This window comes from Arthrobacter zhaoguopingii, assembly GCF_009828595.1.
Classification (GTDB): domain Bacteria; phylum Actinomycetota; class Actinomycetes; order Actinomycetales; family Micrococcaceae; genus Arthrobacter_D; species Arthrobacter_D zhaoguopingii.
Genome location: NZ_WPNY01000007.1, coordinates 92,591 through 108,578, shown reverse-complemented (window position 1 = coordinate 108,578; position 15,988 = coordinate 92,591). Strand labels below are relative to the sequence as shown.

General features: G+C 70.0%; 17 protein-coding genes. 8 read left to right on the top strand and 9 right to left on the bottom strand.

Translation table 11 applies throughout. From position 1 onward, the window contains the following. Positions 1 to 90: 90 nt before the first annotated feature. The 3 genes from GVV86_RS10965 to GVV86_RS10955 all read right to left on the bottom strand — a co-directional run bounded on the left by GVV86_RS10965 (position 91) and on the right by GVV86_RS10955 (position 2,397). Positions 91 to 1,122, bottom strand: coding sequence for an aldo/keto reductase (locus tag GVV86_RS10965; protein ID WP_159619215.1), 1,032 nt, complete (start codon positions 1,120 to 1,122; stop codon positions 91 to 93). A 129-nt stretch (positions 1,123 to 1,251) separates the two neighbouring features. Continuing rightward, positions 1,252 to 1,536, bottom strand: a complete 285-nt coding sequence (locus tag GVV86_RS10960; protein ID WP_159619217.1) for a DUF427 domain-containing protein — start codon at positions 1,534 to 1,536, stop codon at positions 1,252 to 1,254. An 84-nt stretch (positions 1,537 to 1,620) separates the two neighbouring features. Further along, positions 1,621 to 2,397 (bottom strand): thioesterase family protein, encoded by a 777-nt coding sequence (locus GVV86_RS10955; RefSeq protein ID WP_159619219.1) that lies wholly within the window; start codon positions 2,395 to 2,397, stop codon positions 1,621 to 1,623. Positions 2,398 to 2,689: 292 nt separating this feature from the next. Between GVV86_RS10955 and GVV86_RS10950 the strand changes: the two genes are divergently transcribed. Beyond that, positions 2,690 to 4,189, top strand: coding sequence for an MDR family MFS transporter (locus tag GVV86_RS10950; RefSeq protein ID WP_159802827.1), 1,500 nt, complete (start codon positions 2,690 to 2,692; stop codon positions 4,187 to 4,189). Between the two features lie 8 nt (positions 4,190 to 4,197). Here the strand turns inward: GVV86_RS10950 and GVV86_RS10945 are convergent, their stop codons facing one another. Continuing rightward, positions 4,198 to 5,073 (bottom strand): Rieske (2Fe-2S) protein, encoded by an 876-nt coding sequence (locus GVV86_RS10945; RefSeq protein WP_159619223.1) that lies wholly within the window; start codon positions 5,071 to 5,073, stop codon positions 4,198 to 4,200. A gap of 240 nt (positions 5,074 to 5,313) precedes the next feature. On the opposite strand from GVV86_RS10945, the gene ypfJ reads away from it, so the two are divergent. The 3 genes from ypfJ (at position 5,314) to GVV86_RS10930 (ending at position 8,357) form a co-directional block, all read left to right on the top strand. Beyond that, on the top strand, positions 5,314 to 6,222 hold the full coding sequence (gene ypfJ / locus GVV86_RS10940) for a KPN_02809 family neutral zinc metallopeptidase (protein WP_159802826.1): 909 nt from the start codon (positions 5,314 to 5,316) through the stop codon (positions 6,220 to 6,222). A 51-nt stretch (positions 6,223 to 6,273) separates the two neighbouring features. Continuing rightward, on the top strand, positions 6,274 to 7,374 hold the full coding sequence (locus GVV86_RS10935; RefSeq protein ID WP_159619227.1) for an ATP-dependent DNA ligase: 1,101 nt from the start codon (positions 6,274 to 6,276) through the stop codon (positions 7,372 to 7,374). A gap of 74 nt (positions 7,375 to 7,448) precedes the next feature. Beyond that, a complete protein-coding gene (locus GVV86_RS10930; RefSeq protein ID WP_159802825.1) occupies positions 7,449 to 8,357 on the top strand; it encodes an SDR family NAD(P)-dependent oxidoreductase in 909 nt (302 codons plus the stop codon). 40 nt (positions 8,358 to 8,397) lie between these two features. Here the strand turns inward: GVV86_RS10930 and GVV86_RS10925 are convergent, their stop codons facing one another. From GVV86_RS10925 to GVV86_RS10915, 3 genes are all read right to left on the bottom strand, one after another. Further along, positions 8,398 to 8,835: a universal stress protein gene (locus GVV86_RS10925; protein WP_159619231.1), complete on the bottom strand. Its 438-nt coding sequence runs from the start codon at positions 8,833 to 8,835 to the stop codon at positions 8,398 to 8,400. 953 nt (positions 8,836 to 9,788) lie between these two features. Continuing rightward, a complete protein-coding gene (locus GVV86_RS10920; RefSeq protein WP_159802824.1) occupies positions 9,789 to 10,505 on the bottom strand; it encodes an HpcH/HpaI aldolase family protein in 717 nt (238 codons plus the stop codon). Further along, positions 10,502 to 11,215, bottom strand: a complete 714-nt coding sequence (locus GVV86_RS10915) for a cation efflux transmembrane domain-containing protein (RefSeq protein WP_246669964.1) — start codon at positions 11,213 to 11,215, stop codon at positions 10,502 to 10,504. Before GVV86_RS10915 ends, GVV86_RS10920 begins: the two co-directional genes overlap by 4 nt. Positions 11,216 to 11,618: 403 nt before the next feature. Between GVV86_RS10915 and GVV86_RS10910 the strand changes: the two genes are divergently transcribed. Beyond that, positions 11,619 to 12,116, top strand: a complete 498-nt coding sequence (locus GVV86_RS10910; RefSeq protein WP_159802822.1) for a hypothetical protein — start codon at positions 11,619 to 11,621, stop codon at positions 12,114 to 12,116. A gap of 122 nt (positions 12,117 to 12,238) precedes the next feature. Beyond that, on the top strand, positions 12,239 to 13,081 hold the full coding sequence (locus GVV86_RS10905) for a DUF427 domain-containing protein (RefSeq protein WP_159802821.1): 843 nt from the start codon (positions 12,239 to 12,241) through the stop codon (positions 13,079 to 13,081). Here the strand turns inward: GVV86_RS10905 and GVV86_RS10900 are convergent. Next, complete coding sequence (locus GVV86_RS10900; RefSeq protein ID WP_201291435.1) at positions 12,975 to 13,844, bottom strand: cytochrome c oxidase assembly protein; 870 nt, start codon at positions 13,842 to 13,844, stop codon at positions 12,975 to 12,977. The genes GVV86_RS10905 and GVV86_RS10900 overlap by 107 nt on opposite strands. After that, a complete protein-coding gene (locus tag GVV86_RS10895; protein ID WP_159802820.1) occupies positions 13,837 to 14,346 on the bottom strand; it encodes a DUF2243 domain-containing protein in 510 nt (169 codons plus the stop codon). The genes GVV86_RS10900 and GVV86_RS10895 overlap by 8 nt, the downstream gene beginning before the upstream one ends. Before the next feature lie 316 nt (positions 14,347 to 14,662). Between GVV86_RS10895 and GVV86_RS10890 the strand changes: the two genes are divergently transcribed. Next, positions 14,663 to 15,166: a DUF2087 domain-containing protein gene (locus GVV86_RS10890; protein WP_246669960.1), complete on the top strand. Its 504-nt coding sequence runs from the start codon at positions 14,663 to 14,665 to the stop codon at positions 15,164 to 15,166. Positions 15,167 to 15,237: 71 nt separating this feature from the next. Beyond that, on the top strand, positions 15,238 to 15,960 hold the full coding sequence (locus tag GVV86_RS10885) for a M23 family metallopeptidase (protein ID WP_159802818.1): 723 nt from the start codon (positions 15,238 to 15,240) through the stop codon (positions 15,958 to 15,960). Positions 15,961 to 15,988: the final 28 nt, after the last annotated feature.

Below are 15,988 nucleotides of genomic sequence, written 5' to 3'. Positions count from 1 at the left end.
AGAAAGTTCGTGGACCTGGCCGGCGAACCGGGCACGGCCGGGCCGCGGTAGGCGTCGACCGGCGCAGCGGGCGGACCCGCTGCGCTCGGCTCAGCGCCCTCCGTCGAGCTCCCGGCTGCGCTGCTCCAGCGCCGGTCCGCCGTAGGGGTAGTCGCTGAGCTGGGGCGCGCTGACGGCGTCCAGCCGGCCGGCCTCCTCCGGCGTCAGTTCAAGCCCTGCGGAGGCGAGGTTGTCCTCAAGCTGGTCCACTGTCCGCGCCCCAAGGATGACCGAGGTGACAGCCGGCCGGCCCGCCACCCAGGCCAGGGCCACCTGCGAGGCACTGACGCCGCGGGCCTTCGCCGTCTCTCCGACGGCGTCAACAATCCGCCACGTGCGCTCCTGGGCGTTGCGCTGCTCCCAGGCCTCCATCCCGCGCTGAGGATTCTCCCCCAGCCGGGTGGCTCCCGTGGGCAGGGTGTCCCGCGAGTACTTTCCGCTCAGCCAGCCGCCGCCGAGCGGTGACCACGGCAGCAGACCCATGCCGGCGTCAAGAGTGGCAGGGACGATCTCGGCCTCAATCTCGCGCACCAGCAGGCTGTACTGCGGCTGGAGCGTGACCGGCGCGCTGTACCCGGAAGCCCGTGCCAGCATCACGGCCTTCGTCAGCTGCCACCCGGTGTAATTTGAGAAGCCGTAGTAGGAAATCTTGCCGCTGCGCACCGCCTCGTCGAGGAACCCGAGGGTTTCCTCGAGCGGTGTGAGGGGATCCCAGGAGTGCACCTGGTAGAGGTCGAGGTGGTCAACGCCGAGGCGGGTCAGTGAGGCCTCGAGCGCCCGGCGCAGGTGCCTGCGCGACAGGCCCAGGTCATTGACCCCTTTGCCCATGGGGAACCGGCCCTTGGAGGCGATCACCATCGAGTCGCGCCCGGCCGGGTTTCGAGCCAGCCAGCGCCCGATGATCTCCTCGGACATCCCGGCGGTGTAGACGTCGGCGGTGTCGATCAGGTTTCCGCCGGCGGAGGCGTAGGCATCGAGGATGCGGTGGGACTCGGCCTCGTCGGCTTCCGCCCCGAACGTCATCGTGCCAAGGGCCAGCGCCGATACTGAGGTGCCACTGCTGCCAAGTCTCCGGTACTCCATGCGATCCCTTCCATTGCACTGGTCCTGCGGGCGGCACCATAGCCCCGCCCCGGCCCTGGGACCGGGGCGGTGCAGGCGGTGCGAGGGGACCGCCCGGGCTGGGTCCGGGCGTTCCCGCTGCTTCCGACCTTAGTCAGTGACGACGACGTCGCGCCAGAACGCGTAGTGGTCCTTGATGTTCTGTGCCGCGTCCTTGGGCTGCGGGTAGAACCATCCGGCGTCGACACTCTGCTTGCCGTCCGCCTCGAGGGTGACGTAGTGGGCCTGGCCCTTCCACGGGCAGGTGGTCTGCGTGGGGCTTGCCCGGAAGAACTCTTCGTTGACGGAGTCCTTCGGGAAGTAGTGGTTACCCTCGACCAGAACCGTAGTTGCGGATTCCGCGATGACCTGGTTGTTCCAGACTGCCTTTGGCATAGTTCATGTTCCTTTGCGGTTAGTGCGCACGGACCGTTCCGGCCCACTTGTCCCAACGACCGGACGGCACCGACCATTCCGGAATTACAGCGGGCGGACCGTGAGGATCTGCTCGGACCGGCCGAAAGGCCCGTCTTGATCGTGCAGGACGCTGGAGGTGAGCCCCACCCCGTCCGCCCCGAACGTCACCCTCGTATCCAGGCCCAGCCAGGGCCCGGAGGGCGGGCGGTGGAAGTGCAGCTGGAGGTCGACGTTGGGGAACATCCAGCTGCCCGTGCCCGGCCGGACCCTGGCGGCGATCCCATTCGCCGCATCCACCATGCCGCACAGGCGCACGAGGTCCGGCGTCGGCCCGTCATCGACGAGCTCCAAGGGTGTCCGCAGCCAGATGCGGCCGCGGCCCGGGCGGTGGCCGGGCACCACGCGGAACTCGAGGGATTCGATGAAGCCGCCGGGCCACTGTGTCATGCCGTCGTAGGGTCCCGCCTCGTCGGGCCCGGGCATGCCGGTATCCTCGACGGCGGCGACCTCGGCGGTGTCGGTTTTGGCCAGCCGCCACGCCCTCGCGGTGACCGCAGTGCGGCCCTGGGCACGCAGCTCGGCCTCGAGCAGCTCGATCGTGCGTCCGGGCCGGAGGACCCGGGTTGAGACCTCGAACTCGCCGCCGGGAATCATTCCCAGGATGTCGAAACCCACCCGGGCCAGCTGCAGGTCCGGACGGGGCTCGCAGTCCAGCAGCTTTTGCACGAGCAGTCCCGCAACGGGCGCCATGTGCTGCTCACCGGGGTTCCAGGCCCCCTGGGCGTGGACGGTCGACTCGAACCGGCCCTCCCCCAACGAGCGGTAATACGAGCCGGACATGCGCTACTCCTTCGGGCATCTGCAGGTGGAAGGCGCCAAGCCCTGCTCCGGCGCACCCGCACCATGCTAGTGCAGCCCACCGTTTCACCCGCGCGCCGCCCGGGCGGGGCTTCGGCGCGGATGCCGCAGCGCCGGAAAACCGTTCTCCATCGTCGGAATAGAGCGGAGGACTGCCGGGTTATCGAGAATTAGGCCCAGCCAAGCGCCGGCGCTCCCGCCCGGGAGTAGTGGGGCCGCCGCGGTATGCGCGGCAGAAGCAAAAGTAGGCGCCGTCTTAGAAGAAAGAGAACTCATGCCTCGCAGCACGTCACCACAGGTGTCCCAAGATCCACCTTCGGCGGAACCGGCACCGTTGCCGGCCGAACCCGGGGTTTCGGCGAAGGACCGCCTGGTCATCCGCCTCCTCATCATCTCGGCGTTCGTCGTCATCCTCAACGAAACGATCACCGGCGTCGCCATTCCGCGCCTGGTCCAGGATCTCGGCATCACCGTGAGCGCCGGGCAGTGGCTCAGCACCGCGTTCCTCCTGACGATGGCAGTCGTTATCCCGATCACCGGCTTCCTCCTGCAGCGCTTCAACACCCGTCCGTTGTTCCTGGTCGCCATGTCGCTGTTCAGCGCCGGCACTCTGCTCGCCGCCCTCGCGCCGGGCTTCGGCACCCTTGTGGCAGGCCGGGTGATCCAGGCCAGCGGTACCGCAATCATGCTGCCCCTGCTGATGACCACCGTCATGACCCTGGTGCCGGCCGCCTCCCGCGGGCGCACCATGGGCAACATTTCGATCGTGATCTCCGTGGCCCCCGCCGTCGGCCCCACCACCGCGGGCGCCATCCTCAGCGTCCTGGACTGGCGCTGGATGTTCTGGCTCGTCCTGCCCATCGCGCTGGTCTCCCTCATCCTGGGCGCCACCAAGATGACAAACGTCACCTCCCCCCACAAGAGTGCGATCGACGTGCTGTCGGTGATTCTCTCGGCCCTGGCCTTCGGCGGCATCGTGTACGGCTTCAGCCAGCTCGGAGAGGCCGGCGCCGAAGCCGCGGTTCCCGCCTGGATTCCCCTGGCGGCCGGCATCGTCCTCCTCGCGCTGTTCATCGCACGCCAGATCCGGCTTCAGCGCGCCGACCGCGCACTGCTCGACCTGCGCACCTTCTCCTCACGCAACTTCACCCTCGCGATCCTGACCACGTTCCTCGCCTTCATGGGCCTGTTCGGGACGATCATCCTCCTGCCGATTTACGTCCAGAGCGTGCTGGGTGAGTCACCGCTGGTCGCGGGCCTGCTGCTGCTTCCCGGCGGCGTCCTGATCGGTGTCCTCGGACCGTGGGCGGGACGGGTTTTCGACCGCCGGGGACCGCGCGTCCTGCTCGTACCCGGGGCGCTGCTCATCGGGGTCTCCTTCGTGGCCCTGAGCTTCGCCTCGGAAACCACGCCGATCTACTTCGTGCTGATCACCCACATCGTCTGGAGCCTCGGCCTTGCCCTGATGCTGACCCCGCTGCTGACCTCGGCGCTCGGCTCGGTGAAGCCGAGCCTGTACTCCCACGCCAGTGCCGTCTTCGGCACCGTGCAGCAGATCTCCGGCGCCGTCGGCACGGCACTGTTCATCTCGGTGACCACCATCGTCGCGGGCAACCTGGCGGCCGCGGGGCAGTCGGAGACAGCAGCCCTGGCCGGCGGCATCCAGGTGGCCTTCGTCTGGGGAGCCGTCATCTCCCTCGGCGCGGTGATTGCGGCCATCTTCGTGCGCAAGCCCGAGAACGCGCCGGACCCCTCGGCCGTGCCGGCGCACTAGGCTCCGGCCTAGGAGGAGCTGATGCTCTCCTCCGCACCGGCCCGGCGGACGGTGATCATGCCGTCGTCGACCCGCGCCTCGTACACGGGCTGCGGGTTGCTCGCCGGGCCGCGGACCACGGTCCCGTCGTCGAACCTGAAGGTGCTGCCGTGCCAGGGACAGGTGACGCAGCCATCGGAGATTTCGCCCTCCTCAAGCGGTCCGCCAAGGTGGCTGCACACGCTGTCCATGGCGCGGACCGTGCCGCCGTCGCGGTACAGCAGGATCGAGACGCCGTCGGCCTCCACCACGCGGCGCTCGCCGTCGGCCAGCTCACCGTCGGTCAGCACAGGCGTCCATGCCTCTGGGCCTTCCCGCCAGGCGGTGCGGTTGACGTTGACCCCGCGCGCATAGCTCAGATGCCCGCCGAGATAGGCGCTGAACAGCAGGGCCCCGCACCCGCCGACACCCAGCAGGGTGCCGGCGGTGCGGCTGCCCCGGCGCCGGGCCACCGCCGAGAGGCTGTAGAGGGTCAGGGCGGTACTGTTCCCCACGGCGTGGACGAGGCCCACCCTGCTGTCCTTGCCGACGGTGTCGGCCCAGTCGTTCGCTCCGGTGAGCGCCGTCGGCAGGGCCGAGGCGATGCCCACTCCCACGAGGAGGTCCGCAGAGTGCTCCGAGTCCCGGCCGCCCACCAGGTCAAGCAGGGTCGCCATGGTCCAGGCCCCGGTGGGGATGTCGGTCATCACCGGGTGCAGTCGGTGCCCCAGGGCCTTGCCGCTCAGGGCGTTGCGCAGGACCCGCGGCCTCAGGGTCTTCTCAACGGCCGCGGCGACCGGCGCAGCGACAGTATCGAGGGGCTTGAAATTCTCAAGGGCTTCGACCATCGAGTGCAGCAGGTTCACGGGGATCTCCTTCTGGTCGGCGGCGCACGCAGGGCTCCCTCGAGCCGGGAAACCGCAGGGCGGTAACCCCTATTGTCCGTGGCGCCCGCGGTGCCGCAAGCCGCCGGACCGAAGCTAAATTTCCCTTGGAGCAACGAAGCTGCACTGGCACAATGCCGCTGCCTTGCCGCGCGGTTGCCGCACAACTTCTCCTCCTCCTTCTCCCTTCACGGAATCATCAGTTGGCTTATGGTTGGTTCCATGAGTTTCAACGACAACGTCCGCCTTGACCCTTCACGCGTAAGCGACCGGCGTGGGCGCGGCCGCGGCCGCGGCCTGGCGGTGGGCGGCGGTCTCGGCGGAGGGTTGGTGCTGATCCTCTCCCTCCTGTTCGGACCCGAGGTGGTGGGCCAGCTCGGCCTCGACGACGGAACCGGCCAGGGCCAGGGCAGCAGTGCCGGCGCGCCGGAGGCGATCACGTCGTGCCAGACCGGCGCCGACGCCAACGAACGCCTCGACTGCCGTATCCTTGCCACCGCTGAAAGCCTCGACAGCTTCTGGCTGCCCTACCTGGACCAGTACGGCGTCGAGTACAGCGCACCCGGGGTGGCCCTGTTCAGCGGCCAGACGGATACCGGGTGCGGCGGCGCCACCAGCGCCGTCGGTCCCTTCTACTGCCCGGTGGACCAGCAGACCTACTACGACACCGCGTTCTTCGACGACCTCGTCACCAGGTTCGGATCCTCCGGGGGGCCGCTGGCACAGGAGTACGTGATCGCCCACGAGTTCGGGCACCACATCCAGAACCTCACCAACACCCTCGAGGCCGGCCGGCAGGATCCCCAGGGGCCGGAGTCCGGGGCCGTCCGGGTCGAGCTTCAGGCCGACTGCTACGCGGGCCTGTGGGCCGCGCACGCCTCAAGCACCCCCGACCCCGAGACGGGTGAGCCTTTCCTGCGGGAATTCACCACCGAGGACCTGCGCGATGCGCTGTCGGCGGCGTCGGCCGTCGGCGATGACCGCATCCAGGAGGCGGCAACCGGCCAGGTCAATCCCGAGGTGTGGACGCACGGATCCGGCGAACAGCGCCAGGCCTGGTTCCTCCGGGGCTACCGCGCCGGCGACATCAACGCCTGCGACACTTTCCGGGCACCGGACCTGACCCCCTGACCCCCTGACCCCCTGACCACTGAACCCCATCTTCCGAGGAGAACGATCAGCATGCACCTACCCGTGATGCCGCCGGTGCGCCCGATGCTGGCCAAGTCAGTTGCCCGGATCCCCGAGGGCGGGCTGTTGTATGAGCCGAAGTGGGACGGGTTCCGCTCCATCGTCTTCCGCGACGGGGACGAGGTTGAGATCGGTTCCCGCAACGGCAATCCGATGACCCGGTACTTCCCCGAGGTGGTCGAGGCGGTCCGGGCCAACCTTCCGGCGCGCTGCGTCCTCGACGGCGAACTGATCGTCGTCAGCGGGGCACGGCTCGACTTCGAAGCGCTCCAGCAGCGCATCCATCCCGCTGCAAGCCGCGTGGCGCTGCTTGCCCGCGAGACCCCCGCCCACTTCGTCGCGTTCGACCTGCTCGCCCTCGATGACGAGGACCTCACGGGAAGGCCCTTCCGGGAACGCCGGGCGCTGCTGGAGAAGCACCTGGCCGCCGCCCGTCCGCCGGTGCACCTCACGCCCGCCTCCACCGACTCCGCCGTGGCCGGTGAATGGTTCTCCCAGTTCGAGGGCGCCGGCCTGGACGGGGTCGTCGCCAAGGCGCTCGACGGGCCCTACGAGCCGAACAAGCGCTCGATGTTCAAGGTCAAGCACGAGCGCACCGCCGACTGCGTGGTGGCCGGCTACCGCACCCACAAGGCCGACGCAGCAGGGATCGGTTCCCTGCTGCTGGGGCTCTACACCGACGACGGGGACCTGATGGCCGTCGGGGTGGTCGGCGCCTTCACCGCAGCCCGCCGCCGTGAGCTGTTCCAGGAACTGCAGCCCCTGGTCACCTCGCCGGAGGAGCACCCCTGGGCCGCCGCCCGGGAGGACGACGGAATCCGCACGCCGTTCAACGCCGAAGGCAGCCGCTGGGCCGCCGGCCGGGACCTGTCCTTCACTCCCCTGCGCCCCGAGCGGGTCCTCGAGGTCCGCTACGACCACATGGAAGGCGCCCGGTTCCGCCACACCGCCCAGTTCAACCGCTGGCGGCCGGACCGGGATCCGGCCTCCTGCACCTTCGGCCAGCTTGAGGAGCCCGTGAGCTTCGACCTGGCCACCGTGCTCTCCGGCGGCGCACCGGTGGCCGGGACCACCCTCAACACCGGGCTCTGACCCGTCCGGGTTGGTCCCCGGATTGAGGTGCGCCATGCTGGTGCGGTAGCCAGCAGCACCGACGAGGGAGCCCCATGACCAGCACCGACCGGCAGATCGTCTTCGTCACGGGAGCCAGCCGCGGCGTGGGCCGCGGCATCGCCTCCGCCTTCGGTGAGGCAGGTGCCACGGTGTACGTCGGCGGGCGCACCACCGAGGAGGGGACCGCGCCCTCGCGGATGCCCGGGACCATTGCCGAAACGGCACGGCTCGTCACCGAGGCCGGCGGCACCGGCATCCCGCTGCGTCTGGATGTCACCGACGACGCCCAACTCACCGAGGCGTTCGCCCGCATCGAGTCGGAGCAGGGCCGGCTTGACGTCCTTGCCAACACCGCCTGGGGCGGGTACGAGCGGTTCACCGATGGAAGCGACTTCAATCCCGGCCCGTTCTGGGAACAGCCGCTCGGCCTCTGGGATTCCATGCACCGCGCGGGCCTGAGGGCGCACTACGCCGCCTCCTCGCTCGCCGCCCCGCTGATGGTCCGCGCCGGGAAGGGCCTGATCGTCACCCTCTCCTCCTTCGCCGGGCAGGTCTTCGTTCCTCCGGTCCCCTACGGCGTCGCCCATGCGGCCATCGACCGCCTGGCCGCCGGCATGGCCTTCGACCTTCGGGACCACGGTGTCGCTTCAATCGCCCTCTATCCGGGGCTGGTCCTCACCGAGAGCGTGGTGGCCAACCTTCAGTACTTTGAGCACGAGACCAACCGGGAAACTCCGCTGTTCGTCGGACGGACTGTCGCCGCGCTGGCCGCCGACCCGGACGTGCTGCGCCTCAGCGGCCTCGCCCTGGTCGCCGCCGAGGCGGCCGCGGCCTACGGGGTGCGCGACGAGGACGGCAACCTGCCCTCCTCCAACCGCCAGGCCATCACCGGCGCCCCTACCGCGGCCTTCCCCAACCCCTTCGACCGCCCGGAGGGCTCCACCGGGTCTGCCGACCAGTGAAATCACGGTGGTGTCCCTCCGCCGGGCCGGCGCGGAAGCGCTAGTCAGAATCCTCGTGGACGACCAACACCGGACACGCTGCGTGCGAGACACAGGCGGCGCTGACCGAGCCCAGAAGCAGGCCTCGGAAGCCGCCGTGTCCGCGGCGCCCCACGATGAGCAGGTCGGCATCCCTGCCCTCCCGCACCAGGGCCTTTGACGGCCGCCCGAACACCACCTTCCGCTCAAGCTGAGGGGGGACCTCCGCACCGAAGGCCTCGGCGATGGCGTCGTCCATCCGTTTTTTCGTCACTTCGGCAAAGTTGTCGCTGCCCAGCGGGACGTACCCGGCATACTCTTCCGGGTACTCCCAGGCGCCCACCGTCGTAATGTCGGCATCCAGGGCGGGCGCAATCCGCGCGGCAAGACGGAGCGCCTTCACCGACTGAGCGGAGCCATCAAGGCCCACCACAACACGTCCCCGAACCCCACGCTCCATGACTGTTCCTTCCGCAGCAGACTTTCCGTCCACGGTGACCCGTCCTCACAGGGTGACCCCGTCGCACATCGCCGCCTAGGGCCGAAGGTCACCGATCCCCGCAAGCCGGTGTCCGCCGGCGCCGGCCGGTGGATGGCGAATCGGGACCAATGGCCCTCCTGTCTGCCGCCCGGGAAGACCATACTGATGCAGGGGACCGGTCCGGTCTCATACCGGGCCGCTGGTCGACACTCCAGTGCGGGTCCTGGATTCCCGGACCCGCAGAACCGAAAAACCATAGGATCGGACGCCGCTTCCATGCCCTCCTCCAACGGCGCTCTCACAGCGCCACGCACCCGGCCCGCCCCAACCCAACAAAGCCCGACGCCGCAGGCACGGATTCCCTCCTGCCCCCAGTGCGGCACGGACGACTTCCTGATCTACTCCTCCTACCTGCCGCCCGCAAAGGTGCCGGACGGAGGTACGGAGCCGGCACGGACGTTCTACACATGTACGCGCTGCGGGTCGGCGGGCGGCCACGAGGTCCCCTCCGGGTGGCGGCCGCCCGGCTGGTTTTACTGCACCTGAGGGCGCACTTTGGCATTCATATCTTTGGCCATCGGCGGCGCGGCGCCCTCCGGTTGAGGACGGGCCCCACCCGGTCCTGCGGCTGAGATCCGGGCCCGCTTCCGCGGTCCGGCGGTCTAATCAGCGCGGTCTAATCAGCCCGGCCTTAGCAGCGCGGTCCAATCAGAGCGGTCCAATCAGCGCGGTCCAATCAGCGCGGTCCAATCAGCGCGGTCCAATCAGCGCGGTCCAATCAGCGCGGTCCAATCAGCGCGGCCCAATCAGCGCGGCCCAATCAGCGCGGCCCAATCAGCGCGGTCCAATCAGCGCGGTCCAATCAGCGCGGCCTGGTCAGGATGGCCCGCCGAGGACGGGCCGGTCAGGACTGGCCGGTCAGGACAGGCCGGTCAGGGTCCGCCGAGGACGGCGCGCGCCCCTGCCGCGATGACGCCGGAGTCCGTCGCCACCGCGATTCGGTCGAAGCCGCGGGCTCGCAGGATTCGGCCGCGGTCCGGATCGCCGGCGAAGATGCCTGCCGCCTTCCCGGCCGCGGACGACGCGGCGGCGATTTCGGCCAGGGGCCCGTCCCCTTCGGCCAGCAGGGCGTCAACGGTGGTGCCCAGGGACAGCGCGAGGTCGAACGGCCCGATGAACAGGAGGTCGACGCCGGGTACCTCGGCAATCGCGCCGACGTTTGCCAACGCGGCTGCGGATTCGATCATGACACCGAGCTGGGCAGCAGCAGCAGCTGGCGGTGCCGCCTCGAGGCCCCAGAGCAGTGCCAACGGGCCCCAGCTGCGGGAACCCAGCGGTGGATACCTGCCGGCGTCCACCACCTGGCGTGCCTCGTCGGGGGTGTCGATCTGGGGAACGATCACCGCGGAAGCGCCGGCATCCAGGGCAAGTCCGATGCCGGCCGGGTCCGGGCCCCCAGTGCGGACCGCGAAGGCGAGACCGGCACCGGCCAGAGCGCGCCCGTTGTCGATCAGCGAGCGCCGGTCGAACCTGCCGTGCTGAGCGTCAAGGGCCACCCAGTCGAAACCCGACCGGGCCAGCGCCAGAACGGTGTCCACGTCGTCGCGGAAGCACCAGACTCCTGACGACCCGGGACCGATGGCGTTCATTCGGAAGGTTCCGCCGGCTTGGCGGAGCAGCATGCGCACGACGGCGCTTCGGCGGCTGCCGGGACCGCCCGCTCCCCTGGGCCGGCGGCTGTTCGGGCCGCCGGTACCGCCGCCGACGCCATCGGGGCCGCGCAGCAGGTGTCCCCCTTCCACGCCTCCCGGCCCTCCTTTGCGGCAATCGCCGCGATGATCAGCGCGGCGACCGGATCGGCCCAGGACCACCCCAGCGTGGAGTTGAGCAACAGCCCTCCGAGCAGGACCGCGGAGAGATAGGTGCACAGCAGGGTCTGTTTCGAGTCCGCCACGGCGGAGCGGGACCCGAGCTCGCGTCCGGCCCGCCGCTGCGCCAGGGAGAGGAACGGCATGACGACGAGGCTGGCCGCCGCCAGGGCGATGCCGACCGGCGAGTGCTGGGCTTCGCCGCCGCCGGCGAGCGCGCGCACCGCGTCAATCGTCACGAAGGCGGCCAATCCGAAAAAGGAGAACGCGATGAACCGCAGCGCCTTCGGTTCGCGGGCCTCGGGATCGGGTCCGGCGAACTGCCAGGCCACGGCCGCTGCGGAGAGCACCTCGACCACCGAGTCGAGCCCGAACGCCAACAGCGCTCCGGACGAGGCGACGGTTCCGGCGCCGAGCGCCACCACCGCTTCAATTGCGTTATAGGTGATGGTGGCCGCCACCAGGAGACGGATCCGCCGGGCCAGGAGCATCCGCCGGCCTTCGGAGGGCGGCGGTGCTGCCGCGTAGGTGCCGCCCGGCCGGCCGCCGGATGCGGTCCCTGCGGGGAAGGCTGAATGGGTCGGCATCTCCACCCGCCACACGATACCCGCTCCCCGCGGCGGGAGTCAGGGGCCGGCGGGCCGGACCATAGGCTTTCGGCGCCTGTGCCGTTATGCTTCAGCACACCAGGCGGTCCGGTGGCCGTCCGGCGCGTACCGCCGACTCATCCGGGCACGAGGGGAAGCCATGAGCGCAGGGTACGGGACCGACACGGCTTCAACGGTTGGCGGGGCCCCAGGCGCTCCCTCGGCGCCCCCTCCTCCGCCCTTCCGAAAGGCCCAATCCGGAAAGGCCCCATCGCGAAAGGACCTGTCCCGAAGGTTCCTCCCAGCAGTGGGGCTTGCCGCTGGGGGCCTGGCCGCCGCCGCCTGGCTGCTCGATCCCGGACCGCTGGGAAGGACCCATGACTCGGGTGCCGGTGTGTGCATGCCGAAGCAGGCCGAGGGTTATGCGGCGGCGGGCCAGATCCTCCTGGCGAACAGCTCGCGGCACCCCGTGACGCTGGAGAAGGTCGAACTGCAGGAGCCGCAGGGCCTTGACCTCGTCGAGGCGCACCTGCTGATGGTGCCGGAGGGCGCCGGTGCCACCTTCGGTGCCGGGTCGACAGTTCCGCCCGACGACCAGCACCGCCGGTGGTGGGACGCGGCCGAGCCGGCCGTGGGCGGCGAAATTCCTGCCGGGGCCACCGGGAACCTCATTCTGGCGGTCTCCGATGGTGCCGGTGGCGGCGGCGTCACCGACGGAGCCCGGATCACCTACTCCACCGGATTCCGCAGCTACACGCTGACGTACGACTTCGGGATCACCCTCGCGGCCGGTGCGTGCTCCTGAGCCCGCCCGGTAGCGAACGCCCCATCGGGGCACACCGGGAGGAACCGGCGTAGGCTTATTTTGCGGTCCGGTCTCCGGCTTCCCGGGCCCAGCACCATCATCGCGGAGGGTGGCGAAGAAGGATGGGCGTACGCATCAGGGACCTCCTGGGCAGGCACCTGGGCGAGCTGCGGTATGAACCGACCGCCAAGCGCATCCGGGGAATGCTCGATGGCCAGACCCTCTTCGACAGCCGGAAGGCCTTGCTTGTCTGGGAACCACGGCGTGTCCTTCCCACCTATGCCGTCCCGGTGGCGGACGTCGCCTGCGAGCTGGTGCCGGAGGCCGCCGCGCCGGCTGCATCGCGCACCGAGGCGGTGGTTGAACTTCCCGACGTCGCGACGAGCGCTCCGGTGCTGAGTCCCGCCGTCCCGTTCCGGATCCACGCCGGTGCCGGCGTTGCCCTGAAGGCGTGGATGCCCGGAAGCTCCGTGGCCGCCGAGGCGTTCCGCCCGGACGATGCCGACCTCCGGGACTACGTTCTTTTTTCCTTCGACTCACTCGATGCGTGGCTTGAAGAGGATGAGGAGATCATCGGGCATCCCCGGGATCCCTACTGGCGGGTCGACCGGCGCCGCAGTTCCCAGGAGGTCGAGCTGCGGCTCGACGGGCACACGCTCGCCTCGACGAACCGCCCGCTGCTGGTGTTCGAGACGATGCTGCCCGTGCGCTATTACTTCCCGGCGGACGCCGTCCGGGTGCCGCTTGTCCCCAGTGACACCCGCTCGATCTGCCCGTACAAGGGCCGGGCCCGGTACTGGAACGTCGAGCTGCCCGAACAGACCTACCCCGATTTCGCCTGGACCTATGCGGAGCCGTTCATCGAAACCGCCGATCTTCACGGGCTCGTCTGCTTTTTCGAGGAAAGGGCGGACCTGCTGCTGGACGGCGTGCCGCAGCCGCGCCGCCGGACGCCCTGGAGCTGACCAGACCGCCGGCTCCGCGGCCACCCCGGTGGGCGCGGGCATACTCCTGGGCGCAGAACACGGTGATCAGTGCGGTCTCGACCAGTGCGCCGCCGTAGTACATCAGGGAGGCCCCGGTTTCGGCCTGACCGGCGGGAACCCCTGGGGGCGGATACGCGTAGAGGTATTTTGCGAGGATGCCGTGCCCGGCGAGCGCGGCAAGGAGCACCGCCGTCCGCAGGGCGAACCCGGCCCGGTGCGGATTCGGGTCGACGCCGATAATGGCGTTGGTGAAAAGACAGCCGGCCAGGAGGAAATGGAGCTGCACCGCCGCATGCCCGGCACCGGAGCCGAGGACCTCCGCGGCCGGGGTGGTGTACAGAAGCCAAAGCCCACCGGTGTTCAGGACGCCGGCCGGAACCGGATGGGCAAGCAGGCGCAGGGGCGGAGACCTGAGGAGGCGGGAGAGCCGGCGGGCGCGTCCGACGGCGAGCGTCCGCAGGGCCAAGGTGACCGGTGCGGCCAGAACCAGCAGGAGGGGGGCGGCCATGCCCACCAGGAGGTGGGCGCTCATATGGGCCGGAAAGCTCCCGGGAACCGGGCCGAGGAAGCCGAGGGCGGCCGCCCCCACCCCCGTCGACCAGAGCACGCTGCGGTTCACCGGCCAGGGCCGTCCGGCGCGCCGGGATCCGGCGGCCGCTGCAAGGTAGAGCATTAGCGCGGCCAGGAACGGGAGTGACCCAAGCAGCAGGACGCCGAGGCCCTCGCCGGGGTGCTCATGCATCGGGCCGGTCCGCCGTCGTGCCGCTTCCGCTCCTCCGCCGCCTGCGGGCAACAACTCCGGCAAGGACGGCGCCGACCAGGAGCAGCACCAGGGCCGCCGCGTTCCAGGCAAGGTCGTAGGGAAGCACGTCGACGCCGTACCGGATCTGATGGAATCGGAGCACCTTGTGGTTGATGAGCCCGTCGAACAGCTGGAACCCGCCGGCACCAAGGAACAGTCCGGCCAGGGCGGCGCCGGCCGACGCCGTCTCACGGCGGAGCGTTGAGGCCAGCAGGAAGAACCCGGCGATGAGCAGGAACAGTTCAGCGGCGTGCAGCACACCGTCCGAGACCAGGCCGACAGTGCCTCCGGCCCGGTCGTAGAAGGAGTGCCAGGCGAGCAGCTGGTGAAAGACGATTTCGTCGACGGCGGCCATTAACCCCAGCCCGATCATCACTCCAGCCCACATCGTGCGGTCGCGGCGCAGCGGCCGGTCTGCCTGGGCATCGGTTGGCAGTCCCATGTTCTCCCTCCGGAGCCTGTGTCGATGACCGCACCACAAGGGCGCTCCTCCCGGCCGCCCGCCGGGGGCCGGCGCTCTCCCAGCCTCGCACGCCGAAAGCGATCAGGTCCGGGCGCCGGGTGGACGCGATTTCCCTTGCCGCGGCGCCCAGGCAATGGCAGGAGTCCCGCATGCTGAGTCCCGCATGCGGCGCGCCGCTTTACTTTCCCGCCGGGCCGCCGGACATTTAACGGGATGCACCACGCCGGGCAACCGGCCGGTGATGCCGCGCCGGACCGCCGGGCGGGAAGAGCACTCCAGGAACGGGTCATCCACGGTGAACAGCTGGCGACAGGTCCTGGCCGCCCTGGCCAACGAGAAGCTCCGCATTGTGTTTGCTGAACTGGTGCTCGATGACGCGCGCCGACGGGGCATTGTGGTGTCCGAGCCGAAGCGCACCAAGGCGCTGGACCAGCTTGCTGCCGCCGGACTGGCTGTCCGGGAGGACGGCTGGTCCCCCAATCCCTCGATCTTCCGCACGCTGCTGGAGGCCTCCGGAGGTGCCGGACGCAGGGAGGGAGTCGAGCGTTTCCTCGTGGCCGGCAGGATCGATCAGTACCCGGCGAACAAGCGCCAGCGCTACGAGCTGCTGCGGTGGATCGCCGGGAAGGCGTTCACCCCCGGAGAGGAACTGTCGGAGAAGGACGTCAATGAACGCCTCGGCAGGTACACCTCCGACGCCGTCACGCTGCGCCGCTACCTGGTGGATTCCGAACTCCTCGAAAGGACCCGGACCGGCAGCGCCTACTCCCCCGTCACCGACGGCTCCGGCGGGAGCTGAGACCGGCAGCCGGAAGGGTCCTGCAGGATGAGGACGGGCGCCGGGGGCGCGGCGGACCTAGACTTCCGTCCATGAACGAGGAGAATCGGCCCGGCGGCCCCGGTGCGCCGGTAATGCTCCGGCTGCCCTTTGAGGGCAGGTGGCTGGCACGGAACAGTCCCGCACGGCGGGTGCCGAGCCACGGCACCGACCTGCTGGGCGGGCGGTACGCCATCGACTTCATCGGCGTCGACCCGCGCCACCGGACGGCGTTCGCCAGCGACTGGCGGACCCTTGCCGCCACCGAACCGCCCGATCGGTTTGTCGCCTGGGGGCAGCCGGTACTCGCCCCTGCCGGTGGCGTCGTTGTCGGAGTCCACGACGGCGAACCGGACCACGCCGCCCGGCGCTCGCAGCTTGCGCTCCTGCCCTACGCCCTGGGGCAGCCTGCGCGCCTGCGCGAGGGGGTGGCCGCAGTGGCGGGCAACCACGTCGTAATCCGCCTGAGGCATCCACCGGCCTTCGTCGCCCTGGCGCATCTCCGGGCCGGATCCATCGTTGTGACGCCCGGTGAGGAGGTTGCCGCCGGTCAACCCATCGCCGCATGCGGGAACTCGGGCAACTCGACCCAGCCGCACGTACACCTCCAGGTGATGGACGGGCCGGACGCCGCCACCGCCCGCGGCATTCCGATGGCGTTCGCGCGGTATCGGGAATGGCCCCGCGGGCCGGGCTCCTCCCGGATCCGGGACTCCGGCCTGCCGCAGGAAGGCGCCGTCGTCGAGGCGCTGCCTCCGGCCGGTGCTCCGGGCTAGGAGCAACCGCCCCAACTTGTCATACCTA

Excerpts from the sequence above, each read along its gene's own strand:
- GVV86_RS10900 (WP_201291435.1), bottom strand. The coding sequence starts at position 13,844 with ATGCATGAGCACCCCGGCGAGGGCCTCGGCGTCCTGCTGCTTGGGTCA.
- GVV86_RS10930 (WP_159802825.1), top strand. The coding sequence starts at position 7,449 with ATGACCAGCACCGACCGGCAGATCGTCTTCGTCACGGGAGCCAGCCGC.
- GVV86_RS10895 (WP_159802820.1), bottom strand. The coding sequence starts at position 14,346 with ATGGGACTGCCAACCGATGCCCAGGCAGACCGGCCGCTGCGCCGCGAC.
- GVV86_RS10965 (WP_159619215.1), bottom strand. The coding sequence starts at position 1,122 with ATGGAGTACCGGAGACTTGGCAGCAGTGGCACCTCAGTATCGGCGCTG.
- ypfJ (WP_159802826.1), top strand. The coding sequence starts at position 5,314 with ATGAGTTTCAACGACAACGTCCGCCTTGACCCTTCACGCGTAAGCGAC.
- GVV86_RS10905 (WP_159802821.1), top strand. The coding sequence starts at position 12,239 with ATGGGCGTACGCATCAGGGACCTCCTGGGCAGGCACCTGGGCGAGCTG.
- GVV86_RS10935 (WP_159619227.1), top strand. The coding sequence starts at position 6,274 with ATGCACCTACCCGTGATGCCGCCGGTGCGCCCGATGCTGGCCAAGTCA.
- GVV86_RS10955 (WP_159619219.1), bottom strand. The coding sequence starts at position 2,397 with ATGTCCGGCTCGTATTACCGCTCGTTGGGGGAGGGCCGGTTCGAGTCG.
- GVV86_RS10950 (WP_159802827.1), top strand. The coding sequence starts at position 2,690 with ATGCCTCGCAGCACGTCACCACAGGTGTCCCAAGATCCACCTTCGGCG.
- GVV86_RS10960 (WP_159619217.1), bottom strand. The coding sequence starts at position 1,536 with ATGCCAAAGGCAGTCTGGAACAACCAGGTCATCGCGGAATCCGCAACT.
- GVV86_RS10920 (WP_159802824.1), bottom strand. The coding sequence starts at position 10,505 with ATGAACGCCATCGGTCCCGGGTCGTCAGGAGTCTGGTGCTTCCGCGAC.
- GVV86_RS10885 (WP_159802818.1), top strand. The coding sequence starts at position 15,238 with ATGAACGAGGAGAATCGGCCCGGCGGCCCCGGTGCGCCGGTAATGCTC.
- GVV86_RS10925 (WP_159619231.1), bottom strand. The coding sequence starts at position 8,835 with ATGGAGCGTGGGGTTCGGGGACGTGTTGTGGTGGGCCTTGATGGCTCC.
- GVV86_RS10915 (WP_246669964.1), bottom strand. The coding sequence starts at position 11,215 with ATGCTCCTGGCCCGGCGGATCCGTCTCCTGGTGGCGGCCACCATCACC.